This is a genomic window from Paenibacillus sp. HB172176, assembly GCF_011947265.1.
Taxonomy (GTDB): Bacteria; Bacillota; Bacilli; order Paenibacillales; family Paenibacillaceae; genus Pristimantibacillus.
In genome coordinates this window covers 35,583-51,683 of sequence record NZ_JAATHD010000029.1, presented here as the reverse complement: position 1 = coordinate 51,683, position 16,101 = coordinate 35,583, and the positions used below count along the sequence as shown (strand labels likewise).

At 51.4% G+C, this 16,101-nt stretch carries 15 protein-coding genes; 14 read left to right on the top strand and 1 reads right to left on the bottom strand.

What is annotated here, in order from left to right; genetic code table 11:
* The first annotated feature begins 7 nt into the window (after positions 1–7).
* From fliS to HFP08_RS25295, 7 genes are all read left to right on the top strand, one after another.
* A complete protein-coding gene (gene fliS, locus HFP08_RS25325) occupies positions 8–436 on the top strand; it encodes a flagellar export chaperone FliS (RefSeq protein ID WP_168123421.1) in 429 nt (142 codons plus the stop codon).
* Positions 396–734 carry a hypothetical protein gene (locus HFP08_RS25320; RefSeq protein WP_168123420.1) on the top strand — a complete coding sequence of 113 codons (339 nt, stop codon included), beginning with the start codon at positions 396–398 and terminating at the stop codon, positions 732–734. Before fliS ends, HFP08_RS25320 begins: the two co-directional genes overlap by 41 nt.
* A 216-nt stretch (positions 735–950) precedes the next feature.
* Positions 951–1,148, top strand: coding sequence for a cold shock domain-containing protein (locus tag HFP08_RS25315; protein ID WP_087569424.1), 198 nt, complete (start codon positions 951–953; stop codon positions 1,146–1,148).
* A gap of 230 nt (positions 1,149–1,378) precedes the next feature.
* Positions 1,379–1,924 carry a ribosome hibernation-promoting factor, HPF/YfiA family gene (hpf, locus tag HFP08_RS25310; protein WP_168123419.1) on the top strand — a complete coding sequence of 182 codons (546 nt, stop codon included), beginning with the start codon at positions 1,379–1,381 and terminating at the stop codon, positions 1,922–1,924.
* Between the two features lie 151 nt (positions 1,925–2,075).
* Positions 2,076–4,583 (top strand): preprotein translocase subunit SecA, encoded by a 2,508-nt coding sequence (secA, locus tag HFP08_RS25305; protein ID WP_168123418.1) that lies wholly within the window; start codon positions 2,076–2,078, stop codon positions 4,581–4,583.
* Positions 4,584–4,615: 32 nt separating this feature from the next.
* Positions 4,616–5,723, top strand: a protein-coding gene (gene prfB / locus HFP08_RS25300) for a peptide chain release factor 2 (protein WP_168123417.1) whose coding sequence is annotated in 2 segments (ribosomal slippage) — positions 4,616–4,687 and positions 4,689–5,723 — 1,107 coding nt in all. Because the reading frame shifts where the segments join, the coding sequence is not laid out codon by codon here.
* A 143-nt stretch (positions 5,724–5,866) separates the two neighbouring features.
* Entirely contained in the window at positions 5,867–6,754 is an 888-nt protein-coding gene (locus HFP08_RS25295; protein ID WP_168123416.1) for a YitT family protein, read from the top strand.
* Positions 6,755–6,863: 109 nt separating this feature from the next.
* On the opposite strand, the gene HFP08_RS25290 is transcribed toward HFP08_RS25295, so the two are convergent.
* Positions 6,864–7,772 carry an Rpn family recombination-promoting nuclease/putative transposase gene (locus tag HFP08_RS25290; RefSeq protein WP_168123415.1) on the bottom strand — a complete coding sequence of 303 codons (909 nt, stop codon included), beginning with the start codon at positions 7,770–7,772 and terminating at the stop codon, positions 6,864–6,866.
* 235 nt (positions 7,773–8,007) lie between these two features.
* Between HFP08_RS25290 and argC the strand changes: the two genes are divergently transcribed.
* From argC to argH, 7 genes are all read left to right on the top strand, one after another.
* Entirely contained in the window at positions 8,008–9,057 is a 1,050-nt protein-coding gene (gene argC, locus HFP08_RS25285) for an N-acetyl-gamma-glutamyl-phosphate reductase (protein WP_168123414.1), read from the top strand.
* 30 nt (positions 9,058–9,087) lie between these two features.
* Complete coding sequence (argJ, locus tag HFP08_RS25280; protein ID WP_481856610.1) at positions 9,088–10,335, top strand: bifunctional ornithine acetyltransferase/N-acetylglutamate synthase; 1,248 nt, start codon at positions 9,088–9,090, stop codon at positions 10,333–10,335.
* Positions 10,336–10,404: 69 nt separating this feature from the next.
* Entirely contained in the window at positions 10,405–11,193 is a 789-nt protein-coding gene (gene argB, locus HFP08_RS25275) for an acetylglutamate kinase (RefSeq protein ID WP_168123442.1), read from the top strand.
* Between the two features lies 1 nt (position 11,194).
* Positions 11,195–12,385 (top strand): acetylornithine transaminase, encoded by a 1,191-nt coding sequence (locus tag HFP08_RS25270; RefSeq protein ID WP_168123413.1) that lies wholly within the window; start codon positions 11,195–11,197, stop codon positions 12,383–12,385.
* Between the two features lie 13 nt (positions 12,386–12,398).
* Positions 12,399–13,355 carry an ornithine carbamoyltransferase gene (argF, locus tag HFP08_RS25265; RefSeq protein ID WP_168123412.1) on the top strand — a complete coding sequence of 319 codons (957 nt, stop codon included), beginning with the start codon at positions 12,399–12,401 and terminating at the stop codon, positions 13,353–13,355.
* Positions 13,356–13,399: 44 nt separating this feature from the next.
* The gene (locus HFP08_RS25260) at positions 13,400–14,632 is read left to right on the top strand and encodes an argininosuccinate synthase (RefSeq protein WP_168123411.1); all 1,233 of its coding nucleotides are present in this window, start codon (positions 13,400–13,402) and stop codon (positions 14,630–14,632) included.
* A gap of 22 nt (positions 14,633–14,654) precedes the next feature.
* The gene (gene argH / locus HFP08_RS25255; RefSeq protein WP_168123410.1) at positions 14,655–16,070 is read left to right on the top strand and encodes an argininosuccinate lyase; all 1,416 of its coding nucleotides are present in this window, start codon (positions 14,655–14,657) and stop codon (positions 16,068–16,070) included.
* Positions 16,071–16,101 lie beyond the last annotated feature (31 nt).

Below are 16,101 nucleotides of genomic sequence, written 5' to 3'. Positions count from 1 at the left end.
TAACAACATGCAACAGCTTCAACAACGGAACAAGTACTTGGAGACGACCATTCAGACTGCATCCCCTGCTCAACTACTCATTATGCTGAATGATGCGGCTATTCGATTCTGTAGACAAGGCATTGCAGCTATCGGAGAGAGAAACTTCGACGAGGCCAATCGGAATTTGCAGAAAGTACAAAATATTGTTTCGGAGTGGATGATAACGATTGATAGATCCTCTCCGTTGGCCGATAATTTGTTGAGCTTATACGAGTACTTTAACAATCGTCTAGCCGAGGCGAATATGAAGAAGGCTGTTGAACCTGCCGAGGAAGTGCTGGGCTATCTGATCGAGCTGAAAGAAACCTGGCTGCAAGCTGCCAAACAATCTAACGGGCAAGCGGGGCAAGCGAATGGAAGCACAGTTAAACAAACTCATTCAACTGTCGTCTAATCTCATTGAGAAGATGGAAAGCAGCGATTTGCAATCCATAGAGGAATATATGACACAACGTGACAAATTATTTGCAGATCTGCAGCAGTTGCCGGTCGAACGATATGAGGCTGATGCTCTGCAGCCATTAATTGAACGCATTACGAAGCAAGATTCCGTCATTATACGTACAATGGCTGCTCTGAAGCATGCCGCATTTGTGGAGATTGAGAAGATTAATCGAGGGAAACGCTCGAAATCGGTCTACGAAAGCTCGTCGTATGGAGATGATAGTTTATTCTTCGACCGCAGACGTTAGTATATTCATTCACTTGTGTTTGGCAGCCGTCCTTATTGGGCGGCTATTTTGTTGCAAGAGGTCTTGTGATGACAAAAGGAGAAACCAGCAACATCAACTATGTATTCGCTTTCAAAAAATTGTTTGACAATTTGATGGCGATGGTGGTATAGTCGAAATGTGGGCCAGACCTATAAACGTCTCACAGCATTTTGAAGATGAAGGGAATGTTTGCAGATGCAAGGAAAAGTGAAATGGTTTAACGCAGAGAAAGGCTATGGATTTATCGAGACTGAACAAGGCGGCGACGTATTCGTTCATTTCTCCGCGATCCAATCCGAAGGCTTCAAAACTCTCGAAGAAGGCCAAGCGGTTGAATTCGATATCGTTGAAGGCGCACGCGGTCCACAAGCTGCAAATGTAGTCAAACTGTAATCATCGGTTGAATAATAACCACTTATAGATGGTTCGCTTGACAGTGGCTAAACTTATTAAAGCTCCGGGAAACCGGGGCTTTTTTCTGTCAATTTTAATGTCAGGAAATCTAACATAAGAAGCGCTGGATGATAATGTTAATAATTCTGAAAATTCTAAATTAATAATTAACTATTTTGAAATGGGCACTCGCATATGATATACTAAGTTCATGTAAAGGAGGTTTGCCCATGCAATATATCATTCGAGGACAACACTTTCAGGTGACTGACGCTTTGAGAGATTACGTCGAGAAGAAGTTAAGCCGATTGGAGAAGTATTTCGACGAACCAATCGCCTCCGACATGAACGTTACCTTATCGGTAACAAAGGGACAACACAAGGTTGAGGTGACAATCCCATTATTAGGTGCGATACTTAGAGCCGAGGAGAAGAGCGAAGACATGTATGCGTCCATCGATCTCGTGGTGGATAAGCTGGAGAGGCAAATTCGCAAACATAAGACGAAGATGAACAAGAAGTTCAAAGGCGGAAGCGGTGTCAAAGCCTTGTTCCGCGAAGAAGGCTCGGCCGTCAGCGTGTTGGAGGAAGAAGAAGACCTTGAGCTCGTGCGCAAGAAGAGCTTTAAGATGAAGCCGATGGATGTGGAGGAAGCGATTCTGCAGATGAATATGGTTGGTCATAATTTCTTCGTGTTCTCCAACGTCGACAACAAAGAAGTGAATGTTGTGTACAAACGAAGCGACGGCAAATATGGATTAATTGAACAAGAATAATTCGAACTTCTATTATATATAATGTGGATGTACGCCCCGGCCTGCTTCATGGTCGGGGCGTAAGTTCGTCCGCGTAGGACATACATTGCGGCAGTGGCTGCAAACTGATACAATTTAAAACAAATAGACCTACTACCGAAAGGGGAAAACCATGCTCGGACTAGTAAAGAAGATATTCGGAGACGCCAATGAGCGCGAAGTGAAGCGGCTTATGCGCACGGTAGAAGAAATTAATGGCATGGAGTCCAAGTTTGTTGCGTTGTCCGACGAGGAGCTTCGCGCCAAGACGGATGAATTCAAAGCGCGTATAGAGAAGGGCGAGGAGCTTGACGATTTGCTGCCGGAAGCCTTCGCTACCGTTCGTGAAGCGTCGAAGCGTACGCTAGGCATGCGTCATTTCGATGTACAGCTGCTCGGAGGTATGGTGCTGCATGAGGGCACGATCGCAGAGATGAAGACCGGTGAAGGTAAGACGCTGGTTGCGACTCTTGCCGTATATTTGAATGCGCTGCTGGGGCGCGGGGTTCATGTCGTGACGGTGAATAATTATCTGGCTCAGCGTGACAGCGAGTTGATGGGACAATTGTACACGTTCCTCGGGCTTACGGTCGGCTGTAATCTGCATGGCTTGACTCATGCGGAGAAGCAAGAGGCTTACGCATGCGATATTACGTATGGAACGAACAATGAGTTCGGCTTCGATTATCTTCGCGACAATATGGTGCTGTACAAAGAGCAGATGGTTCAGCGTCCGCTCTATTACGCGATTATTGATGAAGTTGACTCCATTCTGGTCGATGAGGCGAGAACGCCGCTCATTATTTCCGGACAAGCAGCAAAGTCGACGGAGCTATACTATGCGGCGGATCGATTTGTCAGCCGTCTAAAGGTTGAAGAGGATTATACGATCGACGTAAAATTGCGTAATGTGATTCTGACGGATTCGGGCGTTGAGAAGGCGGAGCGCGCGTTCAGCATAGAGAATTTGTTCGATCATGCGAATGTGCTGATTAACCATCATATTCAGCAAGCGCTGAAGGCGAATTGCATTATGAAACGCGATGTCGACTATGTCGTTCAAGAGGACGAGGTTGTCATTGTCGATGAGTTCACGGGCCGTCTCATGTCCGGTCGCCGTTACAGCGATGGTCTTCATCAAGCGATTGAAGCGAAGGAGCAGCTTAAGGTTCAGAACGAGAGCATGACTCTGGCGACGATTACGTTCCAGAATTACTTCCGCATGTATCGCAAGCTTGCGGGCATGACGGGTACGGCGAAGACGGAGGAAGAGGAATTCCGCCGCATCTACGGCCTGGATGTTATTCAAGTGCCGACGAACCGTCCGTTGATTCGGAAGGATATGTCGGATGTGGTCTACAAGACCGAGAACGGCAAATTCAACGCAGTCGTGGATGAGATTGTAGAGCGTCACAGCCGCAATCAGCCGGTTCTGGTAGGTACGATTTCCATTGAAAATTCGGAGAAGCTGTCCGACATGCTGAAGCGCAAGGGGATTGCGCATAAGGTGCTGAATGCGAAGTTCCATGCCGAAGAGGCGGAGATTATCTCCAAGGCTGGACAAGCAGGAGCAGTAACGATCGCCACGAACATGGCTGGCCGCGGTACGGATATTTTGCTGGGCGATTCGGTCGAGGAGCTGGGCGGGCTACATATTATCGGCACGGAGCGGCATGAGAGCCGCCGTATCGATAATCAGCTGCGCGGCCGCGCGGGACGTCAGGGGGATCCGGGTTCGACGCAATTCTATCTATCCTTGTCGGATGAATTGATGCGCAGATTCGGCTCGGAGAATATTATGGTGATGATGGACCGTCTGGGACTGGAAGAGGATCAGCCGATCGAGAGCAAGATGATCTCGAGAGCGGTGGAATCGGCTCAGAAGCGCGTGGAAGGAAGCAACTTCGACACGCGGAAGGTTGTCCTTCAATATGATGATGTGATGAATCAGCAGCGCGAGGTTATTTATAAGCAAAGACGCGCAATCTTGGAGTCCGATGATATTCGCAGCGAAGTGATGGAGATGATAGGGCCGGTCATCGAACGCATCGTGGACGCGCATTGCGCCGAGGATATTCCGGAGGAATGGGATCTTCAAGCAATCGCGGACTTTGTGCATGCCACCTTCCTCGAGGAAGGTGCCGTGACGAAGGACAATCTGTGGGGCAAGGAGAAGGAAGAGATTAACGCCTTCATTCTGGAGAAGGTTGTTGCCTACTACGATCAACGTGAAGCTGAGCTTGGCGCTGAGACGATGCGCGAGTTCGAGAAGGTTGTCGTACTGAGAGCGGTAGACAGCAAGTGGATGGATCATATCGATGCGATGGATCAGCTGCGCCAGGGCATTCATCTCCGCGCTTACGGCGGAACAGATCCTCTTCGCGAATATCAATTCGAGGGCTTCGAGATGTTCAAGGAAATGATCGAGAGCATCCAGGAGGAAGTTTCGAAATATATTATGAAAGCGCGCGTTGAGAACAATATGGAGCGTCAAGAGGTTGTGAAGGGCCAGACGACTTCTACCAGCGGCGGCGGGGAATCGCAAGAGAAGCGGCCGGTCAGACGCGATGATCGCGTCGGCCGCAATGATCCTTGTCCTTGCGGAAGCGGCAAGAAATACAAGCAGTGCCACGGGCAGTAATGACAATATCATTTTGAGGTGAAGCGACAGCTATGTTAGATATATCGGTAAAACAGGATTTAAGGGAAATGGCGAAGCGAATCCAAGAACTTAGGGGGTCTCTTTGACCTCGATCTGAAGCAAGAGATGATCGCCAATTTCGAGGAAAAGATGTCATCGCCCGATTTCTGGGACGACAATGAACGGGCGCAGGGGGTTATTTCGGAGCTGAATGCGGTGAAATCCGTTGTAGAGCAGTACGAGAAGCTGAGCGGAGAGCAAGAGGAGCTTGGGATGATGCTGGAGCTTGCGGAGGAAGAGGAAGATCAGTCCCTCGAGGCCGAGCTTGTCGAAGGAGTTGCAGCGCTGCTCACCAAGGTTAGCGATTTCGAGCTGCAGTTGCTGCTGAATCAGCCTTATGACCGGTTGAACGCCATTCTGGAGCTGCATCCCGGCGCTGGCGGCACGGAGTCACAGGATTGGGGTCTCATGTTGTACAGGATGTATACGCGCTGGGCGGAGAAGCGCGGCTTCAAGGTTGAGGTGCTGGACTACCAGGACGGCGATGAAGCCGGTCTGAAGAGCGTCTCCATCCTGATCAAAGGCTATAATGCCTATGGGTATCTCAAAGCGGAGAAGGGCGTGCATCGTTTGGTGCGAATATCGCCCTTTGATTCGGCGGGCAGACGGCATACGTCATTCGCGTCCTGCGATGTCATGCCGGAGATTGACGACACGATCGAAATCGAGATTCGCTCCGAAGATCTTAAGGTGGATACGTACCGGGCGAGCGGCGCCGGCGGACAGCATGTCAATAAGACGGAATCGGCGATACGGATTACGCATATTCCGACAGGCATCATTGTTGCATGTCAGCAAGAACGCTCACAGATTGCGAACCGCGACCGGGCGATGAAAATGCTGAAGTCGAAGCTCTACGAACGGAAGATTGAGGAGCAGATGCAGCAGTTGGCGGAAATTCGCGGCGAGCAGTCGGATATTGCATGGGGCAGTCAAATTCGCTCCTATGTGTTCCATCCATACAGCATGGTCAAGGATCATCGGACTTCCGTCGAAACAGGGAACGTCGGCGCGGTGATGGACGGCGATCTCGACGCTTTCATCGACGGTTATCTTCGCAATCAAATACGGCATGAATAGGATTCATGCATAGGATGACAGGAGAGTTCCAACACTGTTACAGTGGGGGACTCTCCTTTTGTATGCTTATTATTTTCGGCGGAATAGGTCTCGGCAAATATACATAATCGTGCATATTATGGATGAGAAGGTGGTAGATCGAAATGGCGGTTGCGACAAAAAGGAAGCGCGGAGTTGGAATGTACCGCAGAAATCCCGGTGCTATGATGGTCTGGAATGCTCTGCAATTAATGATTGGTTCCGTCGTTGTCGCCTTGAGCTTCAATATGTTCCTGGTGCCTAACGGGATTGCTTCCGGCGGCGTATCGGGCGTCTCCATACTCGTACAGCGGCTGACGGACATTCCACCTGCCTATACGCAGTGGGCCATTAACATTCCCTTATTCCTTGTAGGCTTGATGCTGTTGGGACGTAAATTTGGAGCCAAGACGGCGTTAGGGACAGTCATGCTGCCGCTATTTGTACTTTTGACGTCCTCTGTTCCTGTGCCGACGAGCAATCCGCTGCTGGCGGCTATCTACGGCGGCATCGGGGTTGGTCTTGGGCTTGGTCTTGTGTTTCGGGGCGGAGGCTCGACAGGTGGTCTGGATTTGGCTGCGCAAATGCTGCATCGTTATACAGGCATGCCGTACAGCCTGGCTATTGTATGCTTCGACGGCTGCGTCATTACGGCTGCGGGGTTCATTATTTCGCCGGAGATATCGCTGTATGCGCTTATTGGGCTTTTCGTGACGAGCAAGACGATCGATTTTGTGCAAAATGGTCTTCAGCTCTCCAAGGTGGCTTTCGTGATCAGCAATCATACGGAAGCGGTGGCCGAGGCGATTCTGAATGATCTTGATCGCGGCTTGACTCGACTTGACGGCCATGGCGGGTTCACGGGCGAAGGCCGAACGATTCTCATGGTTGTTGTCGATCAGAACGAGGTGCCGAAGCTGAAGCAGCTCGTGAGAGGCATCGATTCAGGGGCTTTTGTCATTATCAGCAACACAGCCGAAGTGTTGGGGCAGGGATTTAAGCTCGAAGGATAGGGAATGACGGAATTACGGATAGCGATACATGATAGTTAAGGGGATTTGCTTGTAAAAAAAGCCCAGCTCAATGAATGCTAGTTATTCGATGAACTGGGCATGTTAAGAATTATTTTTTGAGATGCTTGTTAATTTCATTTAAAGGAAGATCCAAGGTCTTCGATACATCTTCCGGGCTGAAGCCTTTGCCTAAAAGCTTCTGAATTGTCGACTGACGCTCCAAAACGATGCCCTCTTCTCTGCCTTCCTCTCTGCCTTCCTCATAGCCCCAACGCTTCCAAGCTGGCATTAGTTCCATAATCGTCACCTCGTACTCAGGGTATTGTTCGCTAAGATCTCGCAGGATTAATTCATCTGTCGCGGGATCGGGTTTAAAATATAAGTCTGCAACTGACATTAAGAGCGAAAGTTTTGCTTGATCGAGCTTTTGTTGCAGCTGTAATATCATTCGGAGATAAGTCTTTCTGACTTCTCGGGCTTCCTCTTCATTATAACCCATTTTGGCCAATAATGCCGCAGCTATCGGGTTGTCAGAATCGATAAATTGTCTCCAATTCTGATTGCGAAGCTCAAGCTTGAGAAACTGGAAGTGAAGAATGATGTGGCCGGGGATCTCCATCGAAAAGGTATCAGGTTCGTAATGGACTTGATCTGCAGTGAAAATGGCAATTGGAATAATAAGCTTATGCTCTTTGCGATGGCGCTCTACCAAGCGGCTGAAATAGATAAACATTCGCTCATTGAAATTGGCTTGTTTGTAGGACTGAGGCTCAAGGTGAATAATGACATAGGCGTCCAATGATTTATATTTGGTTTCAAGCAACAAGTCAACGCTTCTCCGTTCTTCGCCAACAATATCAACAAGGAGTTCTTGCATCAAAAAGCGAGTATGGGAGTGATCAAGCAGTGCATTCACTTCAGGGAAGAAGAGCTCCAGGAACTCTGCGAAGAAGGTTTGAAGAAGCTTTTTGAAAGCCTCATCATGTGAGACGTTGGATGAATCAGTGTAATTAGTCATAAAGGCCCCCTTGACTAGAACGTATGTTCTATTTTATCATGAGGAGGTTACAAATGTAAATAAAAAGGGAGCGGAACATATATTTTTCGTTGTATTAATATTAGTTAAAATGTATAATAATACAGAAACGCGATCTTGTTTCCATCTACTCTTGAATGATGTAAAATATAGGACGGCGGACAAAATCACGGATTACCTACATATAGAATTTTGCAAGTTGAAGGAGTGAATATAGATGAGCAAGAAGCTAGGAGCAGCCATAGTCGGTTCGACCGGATATGGGGGAATCGAATTGATACGGTTGCTGGCGGCGCATCCCATGGTCGAGGTGACTTCTGTTATTTCATCGTCAAGCGCGGGAACCCCCATCACTGATGGATATCCACATTTGCTGGGCATCCGCGAGGAATTACTGGATGATGTGGATCCTGCGGCTATCAAGGCCAAGGCTGATGTGGTCTTTCTCGCAACGCCCGCGGGCGTTGCGTCCAAACTTGCGCCTCAATATCTTGAAGCGGGCCTGAAGGTAATTGATCTTTCCGGCGATTTTCGGTTGAAGGACGCCGCTTTATACGAACAGTGGTATAAGAAATCCCCGGCTGATGAAGCCTATCTGAAACAAGCTGTGTTTGGTCTTGCGGAGATTTATGGCGAGAACGTAAAGGGAGCAAGCTTCGTATCGAATCCAGGCTGCTATCCTACGGCTACTTTGCTTGGCTTGATTCCTGCAGTGAAAGCGGGCTGGATCGATCCTGCGACGATTATTGCGGATGCGAAATCAGGAGTGTCCGGCGCGGGAAGAGGTGCGTCTCTTGGCACGCATTATTCCGAGCTGAATGAGAATTTCAAAGCTTACAAGGTGAACCAGCATCAGCATATTCCGGAGATTGAGATGGTGCTGTCGGACGCAGCAGGCCTTCCGGTAGTAACGACGTTCACAACGCATTTGGTGCCAATGACGAGAGGCATTCTATCGACGATTTATGCGCAGTTAAACGGTAAGCATAGCGTAGAAGCTTTTATTCAGCTTTATAGCGATTTCTATGAAGGACGTCCATTCGTGCGCATTCGTCCGGAAGGGCAGTGGCCTGCCACGAAGGAAGTATGGGGCTCGAACTATTGCGATATCGGCTTTGCGGTTGACGAGAGAACGAATCGTGTTACGATTATTTCGGTCATCGATAATTTGGTGAAGGGCGCTGCCGGCCAGGCGATTCAGAATTTGAATTTGATGATGGGCTGGGATGAGACGTCGGGACTGCAGTTTGTGCCTGTTTATCCGTAATGATACTTTTATACACAGAAGGGAAATCGAATGTTCATGGGTACTAATAACCTTTCTTCCTCCTTCAAGATCGTCGAAGACGGCTCGATCACAACCCCGCTTGGCTTTCGGGCCGGCGGCTTGCACTGCGGCTTGAAGAAGACGACCCGATATGATTTGGGCGCAATTATTTGCGAGGTGCCCGCGGTTTCTGCGGGCGTGTATACGACGAATGTTTTCCAGGCGGCACCGCTTAAGGTGACGCGCGAGAGCTTGGCATCTGAGGGCAAGCTGCGGGCCGTGCTCGTGAACAGCGGCAATGCGAACGCGTGCACAGGCGAGCAGGGCGAGGCCGATGCTTACGAGATGCGCGCGAGGTTTGCGGAAGCGGTAGACGTGAAGGCGGAGCATGTCGCGGTCGCTTCGACCGGCGTCATTGGCGAGACTCTTAAGATGGACAATGTAAGAAACGGCATTGATTTATTGCCTGGTCAGCTTCTAGACGGCATGGAGGGAGCGGATGGCTTCTGCCAAGCGATTCTGACGACGGATTTGGTGCAAAAGATGGTATGCGTGGAGCTGGAAATCGACGGGCAGCGCGTTCATATTGCGGGGGCGGCCAAGGGCTCGGGCATGATTCATCCGAATATGGCGACGATGCTCGGGTTTGTCACAACTGACGCGAAGATAGGCGGCGAAGCGCTTCAGGGTTTGCTGCGTAAAGCGACGGATCTTAGCTTCAATATGATTACGGTGGACGGAGACACTTCTACGAATGATATGCTGATTGCCATGGCCAGCGGGCTTGCGGCGAATCAGGAATTGAGCGAAGAGCATGCGGATTGGGCTGCATTCGCGGCTGCGCTTAGCTATGTATGCGAGGTGCTGGCGAAGGCTATTGCCCGCGATGGAGAAGGTGCGACGAAGCTCGTGGAGGTACAGGTTCGCGGCGCGGTCAGCGATGAATCGGCGCAGGCGATCGCGAAGACGGTCATCGGATCGTCGCTCGTGAAATCGGCAATTTTCGGAACGGATGCGAACTGGGGACGTATTATTGCGGCGGTGGGACGCGCCGGGCAGCCGGTGAATCCGAACACGGTGGATATTCGATTAGGCGATATTGTCACGCTGGAAGCCTCGAGGCCGACAGGCTTTGATGAAGAGGCCGCGCTCGAATATTTGAAGGGCGACACGGTTGTCATCCATGTTGACCTGCATATGGCGGAAGGAGCGGCAACGGCTTGGGGCTGCGACTTGACCTATGATTATGTGCGGATCAATGCCGCCTATCGAACGTAAGAGAATATGGCATAACGGGCCTTGGGCCGGCGTTAGGGGGAACCGGGAGTGAAACAACAACGATTTGTAATGAAATGCGGCGGAAGCACATTGGCGGCTCTGCCAGTAAGCTTCTTCGATGAATTGAATGAGCTTCAACGGGAAGGCGTGAAGCCGGTTATCGTGCATGGCGGCGGACCGGCCATCTCGGAGACGTTGTCGAAGCTGGGCATTGAGACGGAATTCGTGAACGGACTGCGCAAGACGAACGAAGCGGTGCTTGATGTGGTGGAGATGGTGTTGTCAGGCGGCATTAATAAGGAAATCGTTCGCAAAATACTTCAAAACGGCGCGCAAGCGTTTGGCTTGTCCGGTGTCGACGGTCAACTGATACTGGCAAAGCCGGCTGCCAACGCTCATGAAATCGGCTTTGTGGGCGAGGTTACGGAAGTGAATGCGGCTATTATTGAAGTTGTCATGGAGATGGGTTATATTCCGGTAATCGCGCCAATCGGAATCGACGAAGACGGACAGCGTTATAATATTAACGCAGATACGGCGGCGGGGGCGGTAGCCTCTCATCTTGGCGTGGAGCAGATGATTGTAGTGACGGATGTGCCGGGCATACTGAAGACGGTGAACGGCGAGAAGCAGGTGCTTGCCGAGGTGACGGTAACGGAGATAGAAGCCATGATTGCCAGCGGGGAGATTTATGGCGGGATGATTCCGAAGGTGCGGGCTGCCGTGCAATGCATTCAAGGCAAGGTGCGCGAGGTCGTCATTGTAAGCGGGCAAGAGCCGGGCGTGCTCACCCGAGCGGTTCGTGAAGGCGGGATTGGCACACGGATTATAAGGACTAATGAAGGGCGGTTGTCTTAAAATGAGCCATTCGACTACAACGGAAGCGGCTTCAAGCTTGCTGCCCACATATGCCAGATACCCGCTAACCCTTGTGAAGGGGGAAGGCAGTTGGCTGTGGGATGATACAGGCAAGCGCTATCTGGACTTTATGAGCGGCATTGCCGTTACGAATTTGGGCCACGTACCTCGGCGCATCAAGGAAGCGCTTGTAAGTCAGCTTGATCAATTGTGGCATGTGTCGAATTTATTCCATATCCCGAATCAAGCGGAAGCAGCCAAGCTCCTTACAGATAACAGCTGCGGCGATGCGGTGTTCTTCTGCAACTCGGGGGCCGAAGCGAACGAAGCGGCGATCAAGCTTGCAAGGCGCTATCAGCAGTTGATTCAAAATAATGGTCGTTACGAGATCATTACATTCGAGCAATCCTTCCATGGCCGTACGCTAGCGACTTTGACGGCAACCGGGCAAGCCAAGGTGAAGGAGGGCTTTGCTCCTCTGCCGGAGGGCTTCAAGACGATTCCGCTGAACGACATTCAGGCGTTGAAGGCGGCCATCAGCGTGAACACCGCCGCTATTATGCTGGAGATGGTGCAGGCGGAAGGCGGTATACACCCCGTGGATACGGATTTCATTCAGCAAGCGGCAGAGCTGTGCGAGAAAGAAGGCATCTTGCTCATTGTTGATGAGATTCAGACCGGCATGGGACGGACGGGCAAGCTGTTCGCCTATGAGCATTTCGGAATCGAGCCGGACATCTTCACGCTTGCGAAAGGACTTGGCAGCGGTTTTCCGGTTGGCGCGATGGTTGCCAAGGAGAAGCTGCGGGAAGCTTTCTCAGCGGGAAGCCATGGATCGACCTTTGGCGGCACGCCAATCGCAACGGCTGTTGTCAAAGCGACGATTGAGACGATTGTAGGCGAGCATCTGCCGAACAGAGCGGCTGAGCAAGGCGAATATTTGAAAGCTCAGCTCCGGGAGAAGCTGGCGGGCAACGATTTTGTCAAAGAGATTAGAGGAATCGGACTTATAGTCGGCATTGAATGCGCGGGACCTGTTGGAGCGATTTTGACGGAGGCTCAGAATGAAGGTCTTCTGGTCATCTCTGCGGGACCGAATGTGATTCGCCTGTTGCCTAATTTACTCGTTGCGAAGGAAGAAATAGATGAAGCGGTAATGATACTGGCGAAGCTGATCAAGGCTTTCAGTTGAAGGAGGAATTTCGATGCAGGCAGTGAATGAAGAGTTAGCGTTAAGCTTGAAGGGCCGCGATTTTCTTATGCTGGTCGATTTTACGAAGGATGAGTTGCAATATCTGATTGAGCTGGCCATTGATTTGAAGAAGAAGCAGAAGGCGGGCGAGACTTATCATCCGCTGAAGGGCAAGACGCTCGGCATGATTTTTGAGAAATCGTCGACGCGCACCCGCGTATCCTTCGAGGTGGGAATCTATCAGCTTGGGGGACAAGGGCTGTTCCTGAGCGGAAATGATCTTCAGCTTGGACGCGGTGAAACGATTTGGGACACGGCGCAGGTTTTGTCGCGCTATCTGGACGGCATCATGATTCGAACCTTCGCGCATCGCAAGGTTGTCGAGCTGGCGAGAGGAGCTACAATTCCTGTCATTAATGGCTTGACCGACTTGTCTCATCCTTGCCAGGCACTGGCGGATTTCCAGACAATCTATGAACATAAAGGGCGTCTTGAAGGGCTGAAAATGGCTTATATCGGCGACGGCAACAATGTGGTTCACTCGCTCATGATGGGAGCTGCCAAGCTCGGCATGCATATGGCTATCGCGACGCCGAAGGGCTATGAGCCTGATGCGGATATCGTGGAGCAGACGAAAGCGAATACGTTGGACTCTGGCTCGACTCTGTACGTGGGGTATGATCCTAAGGTAGCCATTGCGGATGCGGATATCATCTACACGGATGTGTGGGCGAGCATGGGACAGGAAGCGGAGCAGAAGGAACGCGAGCTGGCTTTCGCGGATTATCAGGTGAATGACGAGCTTGTGAAGCTGGCGAAGAAGGATTATCTCTTCATGCATTGCCTGCCAGCCCATCGCGGCGAAGAGGTGACTGAAAGCGTCATTGACGGTGACCAATCGATTATCTTCGATCAGGCCGAGAACCGCCTTCATGCGCAGAAAGCGATCATGGCTGCCATTATGTCTTAATCAAGATTTTTAATATAGGGACTCGAAAGGATGTATGCTGCATTATGGCAAAAGAAAAAATCGTGCTGGCCTATTCGGGCGGACTAGATACCTCCGTTATTTTGAAATGGCTGAAAGAAACCTATGACGCGGAAATTATCGCTTTCACCGCAGATATCGGACAAGATGATGAACTGGATGGTCTCGAGGCCAAAGCGCTTGCCACAGGCGCTTCGAAGGTCTATATCGATGATCTTCGCGCCGAGTTCGCGAAGGATTTCATCTATCCGATGTTCCAAGCCGGAGCTTTGTACGAAGGACAATACTTACTCGGCACATCGATCGCGCGTCCGTTGATCGCGAAGCGCATGGTCGATATCGCTCGTGCCGAAGGAGCGACTGCCATTGCTCACGGCGCAACAGGCAAAGGAAACGACCAGGTGCGCTTCGAGCTGAACGCGGCGGCGCTGGCTCCGGAGATTAGTGTTATTGCTCCATGGCGTCTCGAAGCCTTCCGCGAGCAGTTCCCTGGGCGCGCCGAGATGATCGCGTACGCCGAGAAGCATGGCATTCCGGTAACGGCATCGGCCGCCAAGCCTTATTCGACAGACCGCAATTTGCTGCATATCAGCTTTGAGAGCGGCATGCTGGAGGACCCTTGGTTCGATCCGAGCGCGGAAGAGAATGAAGAGATGTACGTGCTGAGCGTGTCGCCGGAGCGCGCGCCGGACAAAGCGGAGTATGTGGAGCTGACCTTTGATCAGGGCAACTGCACCGCCCTGAACGGCGAAGCGCTAAGCCCGCTTGCCGTTATGGAGAAGCTGAATGAGCTCGGCGGCAAGCACGGCATCGGCCGCGTGGATATGGTGGAGAACCGCTTCGTCGGCATGAAGAGCCGCGGCGTCTACGAGACGCCGGGCGGAACGATCCTCTTCACCGCCCATCGCAAGATGGAATCGCTCACGATGGACCGTGATGTCATGCATCTGCGCGATTCGCTGATCGCAAAATACAGCGAGCTCGTGTACAATGGCTTCTGGTTCGCTCCAGAACGCCTCGCGATGCAAGCCTTGGTTACGGAATCGCAGAAGAACGTAACAGGAGTCGTGCGTCTGAAGCTCTACAAAGGCAATGTCATCGGCGCCGGCGTCAAGAGTCCGGTCAGCCTGTATAATCCGGATATCGCAACAATGGAGGCCGATCCTTCGCAAGCCTATGATCAAGGCGACGCAACAGGCTTTATTCGTTTGAACGCGTTGCGTTTGAAGGTATCGGCAGCAGTGGAGCACAATAATTAAATGATCGGAGAGCTGAAATACAGTGAGTAAATTATGGGGCGGACGCTTCACGAAACAAACGGATCAACTGGTGGAGGAATATACAGCGTCAATCATGTTCGACAAGGAGCTCGCGGAGGAGGATATTCAAGGCAGCCTCGCGCATGTCACGATGCTGGGCAAGCAGGGCATTCTTTCCGATGATGATGTAGACAAGATTAAGGATGGTTTGCATCGCGTGCTCCAACGCATTAAGCGTAATGATATTGAATTTTCGGTTGGCGATGAAGACATCCACATGAATATCGAGAAAACCTTGATCGACGATGTCGGATCGGTTGGAGGCAAGCTGCATACCGGTCGCAGCCGCAATGATCAGGTAGCGACCGATATGCATCTGTGGCTGCGCAAGCGCGTCGTGGAATTCGTGGACATGCTCTATAAGCTGCAATCCGCATTGGTAGAGCAGGCGCGGGCGAACACGGATACGATTCTGCCAGGCTATACGCATCTGCAGCGCGCGCAGCCGATTCTGTTCGCCCATCATCTGATGGCGTATGTGTCGATGATTGGCCGCGATATCGAGAGACTGCAGGACAGCTACAAGCGCATTAATGTGCTGCCGCTCGGCGCGGGCGCCCTTGCGGGTACGACCTTCCCGATTGATCGTCATTTCGTGGCGAAACAGCTGAAATTCGATCGTGTCTATGAGAACAGTTTGGATGCGGTGAGCGACCGCGACTTTATTTTGGAATTTCTGGCGGATGCTTCGATCATCATGATGCACTTGTCGCGTCTGAGCGAGGAGCTCATCCTGTGGTCCAGCACGGAATTCCGCTTCGTGGAGCTTGACGATGCGTTCTGCACGGGCAGCAGCATTATGCCGCAGAAGAAGAACCCGGATGTGCCGGAGCTCGTGCGCGGGAAGACGGGGCGCGTATACGGCAACCTGGTCGGCTTGCTGACCGTGCTCAAGTCGCTGCCGCTAGCGTACAACAAGGATATGCAGGAGGACAAGGAAGGCATGTTCGACACGGTGAAGACGCTGCAGGGCGCTCTTCAGCTCTTCGCGCCGATGGTCGCGACCATGAAGGTGAACAAGGAGCAGATGCGCCAGGCTGTGAACCAGGACTTCTCGAACGCGACGGATATTGCCGACTTCCTCGTTGGCAAGGGCATGCCGTTCCGTCAGGCGCATGAAGTGATTGGCAAGACCGTGCTGTATTGCATTCAGCAGAACAAATACCTGCTCGATCTGACGCTCGAGGAGTTCAAGCAATTCTCCGGCTTGTTCGATGATCGCATCTACGAGGTGCTGCAGCCTGAGAATGTCGTCAATGCGCGTAATGTCTATGGCGGCACAGCCAAGTCGCAGGTAGAGGAAGCGATTGGCCGCGCGGACGCATCGCTGGCCGAGACGGCGAGCTGGATCACGGAGTATATGGAGAGCAGCAGATAGCTCTTTAGTTCAATTGTTCCAACATAAGGCC